The following is a 13,545-nucleotide window of genomic DNA, read 5'->3' on the forward strand; positions in this document are numbered from 1 at the left end:
CAACATTCTTAAAAGCTTGGTAATCACTATTAAGAGCCACGATCATGGCCTCCTTCACATTGTGCAAGAGTCAATTTTGTCAACCAACACTCTCAACACAATGAACGGCACCAAGATTCCCGCAGCTCCACTTTTCGCGCAGCTCTACACCATTACTCGCTACACAGATGACAGAAGTAGCATACTGCGCTAACAAAACCATAAATGTTCTCACCCCACCCGCATCATCGTTCCAAACACCGTGATATACGATGCACAGGAGAAACATGCGCAGGTGGGGTGAGACTAACTTTTACTCCCACTCAATAGTTCCTGGCGGCTTGGACGTACAATCCAGCACAACTCGGTTAATCTCCGGCACTTCATTCGTAATGCGCGTAGAGATACGTTCAAGGACCTCATAGGGGATACGAGTCCAATCGGCCGTCATAGCGTCCTCAGAGCTCACTGGACGCAACACAATAGGATGGCCATAGGTACGGCCGTCACCCTGCACACCAACCGAACGCACGTCTGCTAGCAGTACTACTGGGCACTGCCAGATTTCATCGTCAAGACCAGCATTAGTCAATTCTGTGCGCGCAATTTCATCCGCAGCGCGGAGAATCTCCAACCGCTCGCGAGTGACGGCACCAACAATACGGATACCCAAACCGGGGCCAGGGAAAGGCTGCCGGGACACAATGACCTCGGGAAGCCCCAACTCGCGGCCCACGGCACGCACTTCATCTTTGAAGAGCAGCCGCAAAGGCTCGCACAGCGTGAACTCAAGATCTTCCGGCAGACCACCTACATTGTGATGGGACTTGATATTGGCGGTACCAGCACCGCCGCCTGACTCCACAACATCCGGGTACAAAGTGCCCTGAACGAGGAAATCAACCGTCGCGTCTTCCGCTGCGCTCTCCCCGAGAACTTCACTGACAGCGTCCTCAAAGGAGCGAATGAACAGACGACCGATAGTCTTGCGCTTCGCCTCCGGGTCGGTGACACCGTCAAGTTCATCAAGGAACTTATCGACAGCATCGATGGTGACGAGGCGAGCCCCAGTTGCCGCTACAAAATCCTGTTGTACCTGCTCCCGCTCCCCGGCGCGCAAGAGACCATGGTCTACGAACACACACGTAAGACGGTCACCAATAGCACGCTGGACAAGGGCTGCGGCAACTGCCGAATCGACCCCGCCGGACAAACCACAAATAGCTCGGCTGGAGTCCCCAATTTGGTTTTTAACCTGGGTGACGAGCTGATCGACAATGTTTTCTGTAGTCCAATCCTGCGGCAGGCCAGCAACCTTGGTCAGGAAGTTCACAAGAACTTCCTGACCATGCGGAGAATGCATGACCTCTGGATGATACTGCACGCCGGCAATACGGCGTTCCAGATCCTCAAAGGCAGCTACTGGAGCGCCCAGTGTGGAAGCAGTAACAGTACACCCAGCAGGTGCTTTCTGTACCGCGTCCCCGTGACTCATCCATACTTTATGAGTTGGTTCCAAACCGGCATGGACAACACCGCCCTGTCCATGAGGGGTATCTAGCAGTGTCATTTCTGTACGACCGTACTCACGATCGCCAGTATTCGACACCACCCCGCCCAACGTCTTGGCAAGGAACTGGAAACCATAGCAGATACCAAAGACGGGAACACCCATCTCTAAAACAGCCGGATCCATGCTAGGGGCCCCTTCTGCATAAACAGAGGAAGGACCTCCTGACAAAACAATCGCGGCCGGATTTTTAGCCTGGAATTCTGCAAGGGTGGCAGTGTGCGGAATGACCTCAGAGTAGATTTTAGCTTCGCGAATACGCCGCGCGATCAACTGAGAATATTGCGCACCGAAGTCGACAACAAGGACAGGCTGCGGAGTGCTCAAATGCATCTCTTTTCTACACGTGATGAAACTCTACTAGTGAACAGTCAGTTCTACGCGCTGGAAAGCCTTCAACGACGTGTATCCGCACTTGGCCATGGAACGTCGCAGACCACCAGCAAGATCGCACGTTCCGAACGGCTCGGACGAAGGACCATGCAGAATAACTTCCAACGTGGGACCGTCGTAGTCCTCGTCATCAGCTTCATACTCAGTCATGACGGGAACAACAGCACCACGGGGATTAGCTGGATGCCCAGCCACAATTGGCCAGTACACGCCCTTACCGGCTGCCTCCTGTGCTTGTGCCAGCAGCGGGCCAGCCATCACAGCGTCAGCACCACAGGCAATAGCCTTGGCGATATCGCCTGAAGAATTGAGATCGCCATTGGCGATGACGTGCACATAACGGCCACCGGACTCTTCCATGTAGTCGCGGCGGGCTGCTGCTGCATCAGCAATAGCGGTAGCCATGGCGACATTAATACCGAGTACCTCACCCGTGGTGGTGATGCCCTCTGTGGCGCCATAACCAACCACAATACCCGCTGCACCAGTACGCATAAGATGCATAGCAGTGTGGTAGTTAACGCATCCGCCAACCACAACAGGAATATCCGTGCCGCGCACTAATTCCTTAATGTCGAGGGGAAGCTCCTCCCCCTCCCACACATACTGGGCAGACACCATAGTGCCCTGTACAAAGAGAATGTCAATGCCTGCTTCTACCAGCAATGGCCCCAATTCACGGGCATGCTGGGGAGAAACGCGAACAGCTGTTACCACGCCAGAATCGTGAATCTTCTTGACCGCAGCGGTCAGCAGTTCCTTTTTGATAGGCTCACGGCTGAGCTCCTGAAGAAGAGTCACAGGTGTGACGACGTCGCCAGACTCAAGGGCAGCCTTACGAACTTCCGCGATCTTCTCTTCTGCATTCTCCCAGCGGGACCAAAGGCCTTCTGCGTTGAAAACACCAAGACCGCCGTTCTTCCCCATCTCTATAACAAAGTCGGGGGATGCAAGCGCATCTGAGCCATCAGCCACGAAAGGAAGATCAAACTGGTAAGCATCCATCTTCCAGTCCAACGACACCTCGCGATGGCTGCAAAGTGGGCGGGAAGGTACCAGACTGATATCTTCGAGTTCATACGTACGAACAGCCTCACGGCCAATACCGATTTCTACGACGTCACGCATAGGTTTGTCGTCTCCTTATAGTTACTGTTGCTTAACGAATCTGGTAGTTAGGGGCCGCTACAGTCTGCTGAATGTCATGCGGATGACTTTCGCGCAGACCAGCGGCAGTAATTTGGACAAACTGCGCATCATGAAGTTCATCAATAGTATGAGAACCGGTGTAGCCCATAGCCGCACGCAGGCCTCCCACCATCTGGTGAAGAACACTCTCCAGCGGACCTTGCAGTGGGATACGACCTTCAATACCTTCCGGCACTAGCTTTTCTTCAGCCAATACGTCGTCCTGGAAGTAACGGTCTTTAGAGTAGGAGCGCTTTTCACCGGTGAGGCCACGTCCCTGCATGGCACCCAGAGATCCCATACCGCGATACGTCTTAAACTGCTTACCGTTAATGACCATAATTTCGCCGGGCGCTTCTGGAGTACCAGCCAGCATAGAACCAAGCATGACGGCATTAGCGCCAGCTGCAATAGCCTTAGCGATATCACCGGAATACTGCATACCCCCATCAGCAATAACAGGAACACCGGCTTTATGGGCAACCGTGCAGGCCTCCATAATGGCAGTAATCTGTGGAGCACCAACACCCGCAACAACACGCGTTGTACAGATAGAACCAGGACCAATACCAACCTTGATAGCATCCGCACCGGCGTCGATCATAGCTTGAGCAGCCTGCCGTGTAGCAAGGTTACCGCCAACAACCTGAACACGCTCCCCAAACTCTTTCTTCACCCGGGAAACCATCTCAAGAGCACGGTTATTGTGGGCATGCGCAGTATCCACAACCAGCAGATCCACACCGGCGTCAACAAGGGCATGCGCACGGTTCCAGGAATCCTCATTAGTACCAATACCGGCACCAACACGAAGACGGCCATCCTCATCCTTAGTGGCATGCGGATACTGCTCCGTCTTAACAAAGTCCTTAACAGTAATAAGACCAGTTAGCTTATTGTTGCTGTCAACAATGGGAAGTTTCTCAATTTTATTCCGACGCAAAAGATTAAGCGCCGCTTCACCAGTGACACCCTCCTGTGCCACAACAAGCGGCATGGGGGTCATAATGTCCCCCACTTTCGTGTTGCTATCAACTTCAAAACGCATATCCCGGTTAGTGCAAATACCAACCAGTTTGCCGTCACTATCAACAACAGGGAGACCAGAAATACGGAAGCGAGCGCACAAGTCATCAACTTCCTTAATGGTCATATCGGCAGTACACGTGACGGGATCCGTCACCATACCAGCCTCTGAACGCTTAACGGTCTCCACCTGAGCCGCCTGTGAATCTATGGAAAGGTTACGATGCAAAATGCCGAGGCCACCATTACGCGCCATCGCAATAGCCATACGAGACTCTGTTACCGTATCCATCGCTGCAGAGAGAATCGGAACATGAAGTCGAATTTCGCGAGTGAGCTGAGTAGATGTATCCGCCCCAGAAGGAATGACATTAGATTCCGCAGGAAGCAACAAAACATCATCAAACGTTAGGCCGACCATAGCAACTTTGTCAGCGCCGTCCCCACCCGTAGTTACCGTGTTCCGAAAATGCGCCATCGTATCTCCTGAAAACTCTTATCAAGCGTCCTAGGTTAAGACTACCCGTCCAGCTCACTAACTACGAAGTGGAATTTGAGGGTTCTTTAGCAGGTGAAGACGTAGCCGCATGAGAAGCCTTCGAAGAATACATAGAGTGCTTACTTGACCTACTCTTTTTCTGGTCATGAGACGATTTCTTAGAGGTCTTCTTAGACTTTGCAGCAGTGGATTGTGTAGTACTCGGTTTTGCCGAAGAAGTCCCTGCTCCTGGAGATTCAGTAGTGACAGTAACAGTGCCAGAATCATCGACAAAGATTGTGCCATTGTCAGAAGAACTCCCTGAATTCTTCTGTTTAGTTTTGGTTTTATCCCGCTTTCTCGTCTCTTCCGAATTCTCCACAGATTCATGTGATTTCGTTGTACGGCTAGCCTTTACGCCACTATTTCCGCCACGAAAAACCTTGCGCGTATCATCTAACCTTTTTTGCACATCACTACGCCGAGACTCAGTACCAATACCCTTGACCTTAGTTTGTACTCGATCCAGTACCCGCATAGCTTCCTCATCTTGCCCCGAGCTGGCAAGTGAACGAGCCCGATCAATGTCCTGGTTAAGATAAGTAGCTAGCTCAATATCATCAGCATTGCTGGCGAACAAAGCCCTATTCATTGGCCACAGGGGATCATTCATACCGGCAGATTGAATAGCGATAGTAAGACCAGCAGCAGCTATCACAAGAAAAGCAGCCGCACCCGAAAGCACGCAGACAGCCTCTCGCCGCCACGTATGATGTCGGGGGTGTTCCTCCCGATTTGTGTTCGATTGTGGTGGAGATCCTGCGTTCGAGGCTGTACTCGATACTGCGTGCAATGGGAGCTTGTCTGCTGACTGGCCCAGAAGTGACTCGACAGTTGGGGCAGGAGGAAGCGGAGCACTAGTAACATCGGTACGCCACTGCTGAAAAAGAGACGTAAGTTCCGGAGCTACATCATCATATTCTGCTGAATCATTATGCTCCGCTGAAGCGTGGTCAGTAGACATTGAAGCAGACAGGGCATCGAGATAACGATCTGTTTCCCGGAGCTTCTCCACGTAATCCGCAGACACTCGGTCTCGATTAGAACGATCGTGTTCCACTATTCTCCTCCTCCCGCATTGTCAGAAACATCTTTAGACGTACAGCCTTTTACTACACAATCTTTCGCTATATCGTGACGACGCTGGTATTCCTCCCGAAGTTTCGCAAGAGCACGGAACTGTGCGACACGAACTGCGCCAGGAGTGGAATGCAACACTGCTGCAGTTTCTGCCGCAGACATACCAACAATGACGCGCAAGCGAATAATCTCCTGAGCTGATGGAGAAAGAACAGTAAGAAGATCCTCAACCTCTGCTGAACTTTCTCGACGTAATGCCACCATCTCCGGTTCTTCGCTCACATCGACAATGTCAGTACTGTCATCTAAAACATCGTTCGTATGCCGAAAAGCGTTACGTTTTGCATCTGCGACTTTGTGGGCAGCAATACCATACACAAATGCCATAAAAGAGGATCCCTGATCCTGATACTTCGGAATACCCGTGACAACCGACAAGCAGATTTCCTGTGCGACATCATCGGCACTAGCATGCCCCGGAGCAGACCAGGTAATCCGCGATCGGCAGTACGAAACGACGGAGGGGAAAATTTCGCGAAGTAATTGATCCGTGGCAGCAGTATCACCCTTTTGTGCGGCAACCACTAGGGGTGCCAGGCGATCCTCGGCAGGTACAGCCACGTTATCCTCGCAATCAGAGAACCAATGTGGAAACTAAGTGAATTGTGACCATGTCGCTCAGTCACTCACTACTTAGTTTTCACTATCGGCGCTCAGTGATGATGATGTCCAGCATGCACATTGTTATCTTCCCCAGGACTCTGCGGCTTATCGACTACTGACATTTCAGTCGTCAAAACCATACGACCAACAGAAGCCGCATTAGTAACAGCAGAACGCGTTACCATCACGGGATCAATGACACCCTCTTGTACAAGATCGCCGAAAGTACAAGTAGCCGCATTGTATCCTTCACCTACTGGCATATCCTGCACTTTTTGGCAGATAACTGAGCCATCTTCACCTGCATTTGTCGCGATCCAATACAAGGGAGCTGTTAGTGCGGTAGCAAGAATACGGGCACCCAAAGCGACGTCACCATCCAAAGTGTCGGCATAACCCTCCACCTGTGGAGCAAGCTGGGCGAGGGTAGAACCTCCGCCCGCAATAATGCCTTCCTTCACAGCAGCCTGAGCAGCATGGATAGCATCATCAACACGCGTCATGCGTTCCGTCACTTCAGCTTCAGTGACACCGCCCACCTTAATGAGAGCAACCCCACCAGACATTTTGGCAAGACGCTCCCCTATTTTCTTCTTATCCCACTCTGAGGAACAATGTTCAATCTCAGAACGTAACTGCTGTCGACGTTCCTCCACACTGTCCGGGGCACCAGCACCATCAATAATAAGAGTGCTCTTCTTCGTAACAGTGACACGCTTTGCGGAACCGAGAATCTCTATACCGGCCTCCGCAAGATTTACGCCCGTATCAGGATCCACCACAGTGGCACCGGTAACAGCGGCCATATCATGCATAAAGCTCACGCGACGATCACCAAAGAAGGGTGCCTTAACCGCTACAACCCTAAGTGTCTTACGGACGGCATTCATAGCAAGAGCAGCAAGAGCCTCCCCCTCTACGTCCTCTGCAATGATAAGGAGCGGCCGTTTAGTCTCTACTACCTTTTCCAACAAAGGCAGTAGTGTCGGCAAAGAACTGAGCTTATTACGGTGAAGAAGAATATAGGGATTCTCAAGTTCAGCGCGGGCTGCTTCATAGTCAGTGATGAAGCTGGGAGAAAGATAGCCCTTATCGAACTCCATTCCCTCAGTTAAGACGATCTCAGTTTCTGTGGCCTGGCTTTCATCAACACTAATAACGCCGTCCCGGCCCACCATATCCATACCGCGAGCGACCATATCGCCGATCTTCTCTTCGCGCGAGGAAACTGTAGCAACATGACGAATTGCCTCACTCGTTTCCACCGGAGTGGCTGCCTGGGCAAGAAGTTCTTCGGTCTTCTCCGCAGCTAATTTAATACCCACAGAAAGCTCCATAGGATTGGCACCAGCCGCTACATTGCGGAGACCCTCATGCATAATGCGCTGTGCAATAACAGTGGCGGTAGTTGTACCGTCACCGGCACTATCGTTCGTCTTCGTCGCTACAGCTCTCAGAAGTTGTGCACCAAGATCTTCAAAGGGGTCAGGCAGATCAATCTCGCGGGCGATAGTGACACCATCGTTAACAACCTGTGGTAAACCGATAGGCTTTTGTAAGACGACATGTCGGCCACGTGGCCCCAACGTCACTCGCACCGTATCAGCAAGCCGATCGGCACCATTAAGAAGACTAGTCCGGGCATCCTGATGAAAAGCAATGAGCTTAGACACTAAAGAACTTCCTCACAATATGGCTTCCGCAGGAACTCTGCCAGTTTCTAAACCTAGCGAGTATCCTGCGGAAACTATGATTTATATGGTTGTTGTACTGGTGTTACTTATGAACGATAGCGAGTAGATCGCGAGAGGACAGAATGAGGTATTCCTCCCCGTCGTACTTGATTTCAGTTCCACCGTACTTGCTGTAGAGGACGGTGTCGCCTTCCTCAACATCGAGAGGAATGCGGTGCTTTCCTTCATCATCCCAGCGTCCGGGGCCAACTGCCACGACAGTGCCCTCGAGTGGCTTTTCCTTAGCGGAATCCGGAATCACCAAGCCGGAAGCGGTGGTGGTCTCAGCCTCGACGGCTTGAACGAGAATCTTGTCCTCGAGCGGCTTAATTTTAGCCACGATGACCCTCCATAAGATCAATGTGTAAGTTCAATGTTATACGCTAAGAGCACACTAACCGTCGCGGGTAGCTAGCACACCCATTGCTAATTAGCACTCTACATTCATGAGTGCTAGCCTTCAACATCTTCGAAAGAAAACATTTCGTAATAGCAAATGCGCATCTGTGCCAACAAAATACTCTTAAATAACCGCTACGGGAACTAAAAAATTACGCCAAACGTTGTGTCTAGTAGATATAAGTTGAGAAACACTTCTACTTTTACAAGCTGAGGAGCACCGTGTATTACAACGATCCATACGCCAATGGGAACTACGGCAATGGCACATACCCGTCATATCCTCAGGGGCCATACAGTAACAATGGGTACACCCCCTACCCCAATGGCCACAAACCAACAAACAGTCTCGCTATTGCTGCTTTCATTCTCTCGATGATGCAGTTTTTCACTGTCATCACCGTGATACCGGCTATCATCTGCGGCCATATTGCATTACGCCAAATCAAACAAGACGGCAGCGAAGGGCGTGGACTAGCCATAGCCGCACTCATTATCAGCTATATTTTTCTCGCCCTTATCGTTATCGGAACTATTCTCTTCTTTGTCCTCGGTGGAATAGCGCTAACAGTTGGCTCAAATGACGGCAGCTACGCTATGGCTCTTGCCTCTTTCGCCCCACTTATACAGTTCTAATACCCCAAAATTTCTATTCCTGGCACAAAGTTTTACCTCGCGCAGAGTTCTACCTTCACTACTCCTGCACCAACGACACTTCAACAGGCAGCCCCGGATCCGCAGCACACATGAGCGGAGTCGGGGCTGCCCCGTATGCAACCAAATAACTAGCTGCCGCAGCAATCATGGCCCCATTATCCGTGCAGTAATGCGGACTGGGGACACGCAACTTAATACCAGCTTTCTCACAGCGCTCCGCAGCTAATGCCCGCAGCCGGGAATTAGAGGTCACGCCACCACCCATAATGAGGGTATGGGAACCCGTATCCTGACATGCACGCAGCGCCTTGGCAGTTAACACATCTGCCACCGCTTCCTGGAAACTTGCACACAGGTCAGCCACATCCACAGTCTCCCCCGCCGCCTCCATCGTTTCCACATGCCGTGCCACAGCCGTCTTCAACCCTGAAAACGAGAAATCATAGCGGTTATCCTGCTGCCGCATCATACCTCGCGGAAAAGCAATAGCCCGCGGATTCCCCTCTTTCGCCAATGCGTCAATAAGCGGACCACCCGGATACCCCAAACCCAGCAGACGAGCTACCTTGTCATAGGCCTCGCCGGCGGCATCATCCACCGTTGTCCCCATTTCCTCCATAGGTTCATAGAGGCTACGTACTCGCAGCAGTTGTGTATGACCACCCGACACCAGTAATGCGATCGCATTCTGTACATCACCGTGGTGCAGCGCATCCACCGCAATGTGCCCCGCTAAATGGTTAACCCCATAGAACGGGACTCCCCACCCCGCTGCATAGGCCTTAGCTGCAGCCGCCCCCACAAGCAGTGCACCGGCCAAACCTGGCCCCACAGTTGCCGCCACCATATCTGGCTTCTCAATACCTGCTTCTGCAAGTGCTGCATGCATTATGGGAACTATAGCTTCTAGATGAGCGCGCGAAGCAATCTCCGGCACAACACCGCCAAAACGACGATGTTCCTCCATCGAAGACGCCACCTGATCCGCAATGAGCTCCACCTGCGGAGACCCATCATCCTGTATGGTGACGCGAGTGATACCCACGCCGGTCTCATCACAGGAGCTCTCTATCCCCAGCACGGTGAAGGAATCGCCCGGAGCCCACTGCGGGATCGTCGCCTCACGATCCTGCATACGAGTATGAGAAGTAGTAGCGCTAGCGTTATTCATTACTGTATTCATAGCTCCTTCTATTCCTTCCACAATAAGATCTCCACGCTAAGATTCTTACTAAGATCGCAGTATGATCAGGCCGCACGCTGTAGTGGGAGTCGGCGCATCACTAGCGCATCGGCTCCACTGGGCTGGTAATACTTCCGACGAATCCCTATTTCTTCAAAACCACAAGATTTATATAAATTAATCGCTCGACTATTGTCTGTTCGAACTTCTAAAAACACAGTTCCCTGTTCAGTACCGGCAAGAACAGCTGACAAAAGTGCCCGTCCCCACCCATGCCTCTGTAAAGCTGGGGTGACGGCAATCGTCAGAATTTCATACTCGGCATCATCTTCCGATATGCCGCGCTGACCACATCCCGCGAAACCAACAAGCTGCCCCGACTCAAAAGACACACCCCCAGCAACACTGTCACTGGCAACACTGTCGTCGGTAGTAGTGCGAAGCGCTATATAGTGATTTGCCGGCTGCGCAATTTCTTCCCGAAAAGATTGCTCACTCCAGGGACTTTCCGCAGCGAAAACATCAGCTTCTAGCTCTGCACAGGCAGGCGCATCCGCCAAATACAGTGGGCCAATACGGCAAAGACAGCTGCAAGAAGACATCAGTGTGCGTTGTTTCCTAAACCGGTAATAGCAGCCGACACGGGACGCGGACGCGGCGGTACCGCATCTGGACGACGCAGATAGAGGGGCTGTAGCGGCTCTGTTTCCGCCCCAGTGAGAATACGGTCCCGGGCAACTGTTACTAAAGCAGCCGGGTCGGGGTATTCCACATCAACATGCGGGCACTGGAACTGGTTCCAATACTTTCGTGTTCCCGCCACGCAGGCAACGAGCATCGTAGAAATATCGTCCGGTTTTGCTACCGATGGACCATCGAGCCGCGCCGGGACTGCCCACTCACACGCATGATCAGTTTCCGCATTTGCATGTATTCCCTGCATGGAATAGGTAGCCCAGTAAGCTTCACGGCGCCGCGCGTCTGTCACTACTAAAAGCTGTTGCGCGGCGAGAATACGCTCATCTTGGTGTGTGCGGGCAGCAAAATCAGCATGTTGAATCTCATCCCATGCACTAACTGCAATAGCGTCTAGGCTACACACTCCGTAAACAGGGATATGCAGAGCATCACCAAGCGCAGCCGCAGTTGCTAGTCCTACACGCAAACCAGTAAAAGGTCCTGGACCAGTACCAGCCACAATGGCATCCACATCAGAAAGTTCTGTCTGTGCATCAGCACAGCACTCCACAACATGCGGGGTGAGAAGCTCACAATGCGCTTTAGCATTAATAGTGACACGACGCGCTACCGTAGTAGGGATTTTCCCTTCCTCTACGGACACTAAACCCGCCGTAACTGCAGGTGTAGACGTATCAAGGGCGAAAACCAACATAGAGGATATCCTTCCTAGGGAAGTTCACGGTATGGGTCATCAACCCACCGCCATGTAGCATGACGTTGATCGGATCCGGGGGAACGCACCAACGTCACCACGAGGCAACGCTCCACTAGACGTTCCACCACTCCGCCGCCCCATTCCACGACAACAACAGAATCAGTAAGTTCAGTATCAAGATCCAGCGCATCAAGTTCACCGAGCAGCACGTCACCCGCCCGTGGATCATCCTGGATCCCATCAAGGAGACGGTAGGCATCGACATGTACCATTCCAACGCCACCCGGAGTACCTGGCCGATGGCTTCGCGCAATAACAAACGTTGGGGACGTCACACGACCTTGCACCCCCAATCCTTGGGCAATACCGCGGGCTAATACTGTCTTCCCCACACCTAATGCACCATCGAGGACAACAACATCCCCCGCCCGCAATTGTGCAGCCAATTCACGGCCAAGCTGAAGAGTGTCATCCACCGTAGACAACTTCCGTAGACCAGCGGGACCAGCCGGAGCAGTATCCTCACTCGTCACGTTTGTGCTGGCCACCGGGCGATGCTCATAGCGGCGAGTAGTGCGTCCACCAACCCAGCAGAGCACTTCATAGGGGATGGTGCCAATAAGATTAGCCCAATCCAGTGCTGTTAATTCACCACGACTACCATCACCGAAGAGAAATGCTTCATCCCCTGGCGATACTCCTCCACCATCAGGGCCCAGATTAACAACAATCTGATCCATGGAAACGCGCCCCACTTCCGGGAAGCGCTTACCGTTAATCGTGACCTCAAGTTTGTTAGTAAGACGGCGATTAATACCATCTGCATACCCACACGGCACAATAGCCGTTACAGTATCGACAGGCGCATGCCAACTGTGGTTATAGGAAACACCCGCACCTGCCGAAAAAGGCTTAGTAAGAGCAACAGACGCAGACCACGTAAACGCTGGGACTAGGTCAATATCTCCTAGCTCTGGCATGGGAGAAATACCATAAATACCAAGTCCGGGGCGGGCCAGCTCAAACCCCATTCCCCCATGGGTAAGAAGAGCCGCAGTATTAGCGTGATGGTTATGGTCAAGATGCAGCCCGGCGCGACGCCCCTGGTCAATAGCGGCGCGGAGATTATCAGCCTGCCGATCCGTTATCGGATTACCGAGCTCATCCGCGCTGGAAAAGTGCGCCATTAATCCACGCACATGCACCATGCCACTTGCTTCTGCCTCGCAGAAACGGGGCAGCATATGGTGCCACTGCTGGCTAGTAAAACCAGATCGCCCCATACCAGTGTCAAGTTTGACGGTAACGCAAGCACTAATACCAGTTTCTTTGACAGCATTCAGCACTGCATCAAGCTGCCATTCAGTAGCGATGGCGATCATAAGATTAGCGCGTAATGCTTCCGCTATAGGAGTGGCCTGCCCCCACAGCCAAAAGAGAATAGGGGCATCTACAATGCCCGCATTCCGCAGCTGCATTGCTTCTTCAAAGGTGGCGCAGCCAAGCTCCACCGCTCCGGCATCTAGAGCTGTTTTCGATACCTCGATGGCGCCATGTCCATAGGCGTCTGCTTTTACCACTGCCATCAGTTGCGTATCGCCCGCAAATCGTTGCATGACGCCAACATTGTGGGCAATAGCGTCAAGATTGATAGTGGCAAATAGTTGGGATGAAGGGGCGAGAGTGGTCTCACCTGTGTATAAAGTCACGGCCTTATCCTAGTCTCTTATACGATGAAAC

The 13,545-nt window shown here is 52.2% G+C and carries 13 protein-coding genes; 2 read left to right on the forward strand and 11 right to left on the reverse strand.

The features are described from left to right. A partial coding sequence (locus QZV76_RS02280) for a hypothetical protein (protein WP_290595686.1) occupies positions 1-193 on the forward strand: 193 nt, incomplete at its 5' end. Positions 194-292: 99 nt separating this feature from the next. On the opposite strand, the gene guaA is transcribed toward QZV76_RS02280, so the two are convergent. From guaA to groES, 7 genes are all read right to left on the reverse strand, one after another. After that, entirely contained in the window at positions 293-1,882 is a 1,590-nt protein-coding gene (gene guaA / locus QZV76_RS02285) for a glutamine-hydrolyzing GMP synthase (RefSeq protein WP_290595688.1), read from the reverse strand. A gap of 27 nt (positions 1,883-1,909) precedes the next feature. After that, complete coding sequence (locus tag QZV76_RS02290; RefSeq protein WP_290595690.1) at positions 1,910-3,070, reverse strand: GuaB3 family IMP dehydrogenase-related protein; 1,161 nt, start codon at positions 3,068-3,070, stop codon at positions 1,910-1,912. Positions 3,071-3,101: 31 nt separating this feature from the next. Further along, on the reverse strand, positions 3,102-4,634 hold the full coding sequence (gene guaB, locus QZV76_RS02295) for an IMP dehydrogenase (protein WP_290595692.1): 1,533 nt from the start codon (positions 4,632-4,634) through the stop codon (positions 3,102-3,104). Between the two features lie 61 nt (positions 4,635-4,695). Then, the gene (locus QZV76_RS02300; protein ID WP_290595696.1) at positions 4,696-5,754 is read right to left on the reverse strand and encodes a hypothetical protein; all 1,059 of its coding nucleotides are present in this window, start codon (positions 5,752-5,754) and stop codon (positions 4,696-4,698) included. Beyond that, positions 5,754-6,395, reverse strand: coding sequence for an RNA polymerase sigma factor ShbA (gene shbA, locus QZV76_RS02305; protein WP_290595697.1), 642 nt, complete (start codon positions 6,393-6,395; stop codon positions 5,754-5,756). The genes QZV76_RS02300 and shbA overlap by 1 nt, the downstream gene beginning before the upstream one ends. Positions 6,396-6,487: 92 nt before the next feature. Further along, the gene (gene groL / locus QZV76_RS02310) at positions 6,488-8,110 is read right to left on the reverse strand and encodes a chaperonin GroEL (RefSeq protein WP_290595699.1); all 1,623 of its coding nucleotides are present in this window, start codon (positions 8,108-8,110) and stop codon (positions 6,488-6,490) included. Between the two features lie 103 nt (positions 8,111-8,213). After that, a complete protein-coding gene (gene groES / locus QZV76_RS02315; protein ID WP_290598283.1) occupies positions 8,214-8,513 on the reverse strand; it encodes a co-chaperone GroES in 300 nt (99 codons plus the stop codon). Between the two features lie 278 nt (positions 8,514-8,791). Here groES and QZV76_RS02320 point away from each other — a divergent pair, with 278 nt between their 5' ends. Continuing rightward, positions 8,792-9,205, forward strand: coding sequence for a DUF4190 domain-containing protein (locus QZV76_RS02320; RefSeq protein WP_290595701.1), 414 nt, complete (start codon positions 8,792-8,794; stop codon positions 9,203-9,205). 58 nt (positions 9,206-9,263) lie between these two features. On the opposite strand, the gene tsaD is transcribed toward QZV76_RS02320, so the two are convergent. The 4 genes from tsaD to alr all read right to left on the reverse strand — a co-directional run bounded on the left by tsaD (position 9,264) and on the right by alr (position 13,514). Then, positions 9,264-10,361: a tRNA (adenosine(37)-N6)-threonylcarbamoyltransferase complex transferase subunit TsaD gene (gene tsaD, locus QZV76_RS02325; RefSeq protein ID WP_290598284.1), complete on the reverse strand. Its 1,098-nt coding sequence runs from the start codon at positions 10,359-10,361 to the stop codon at positions 9,264-9,266. Between the two features lie 113 nt (positions 10,362-10,474). Then, on the reverse strand, positions 10,475-11,011 hold the full coding sequence (rimI, locus tag QZV76_RS02330) for a ribosomal protein S18-alanine N-acetyltransferase (protein WP_290595704.1): 537 nt from the start codon (positions 11,009-11,011) through the stop codon (positions 10,475-10,477). Then, the gene (gene tsaB / locus QZV76_RS02335) at positions 11,011-11,802 is read right to left on the reverse strand and encodes a tRNA (adenosine(37)-N6)-threonylcarbamoyltransferase complex dimerization subunit type 1 TsaB (RefSeq protein WP_290595706.1); all 792 of its coding nucleotides are present in this window, start codon (positions 11,800-11,802) and stop codon (positions 11,011-11,013) included. Before tsaB ends, rimI begins: the two co-directional genes overlap by 1 nt. Positions 11,803-11,816: 14 nt before the next feature. Further along, on the reverse strand, positions 11,817-13,514 hold the full coding sequence (gene alr, locus QZV76_RS02340) for an alanine racemase (RefSeq protein ID WP_290595708.1): 1,698 nt from the start codon (positions 13,512-13,514) through the stop codon (positions 11,817-11,819). Between the last annotated feature and the right edge of the window lie 31 nt (positions 13,515-13,545).

Source organism: Lawsonella sp., from assembly GCF_011525565.1.
Taxonomy (GTDB): domain Bacteria; phylum Actinomycetota; class Actinomycetes; order Mycobacteriales; family Mycobacteriaceae; genus Lawsonella; species Lawsonella clevelandensis_A.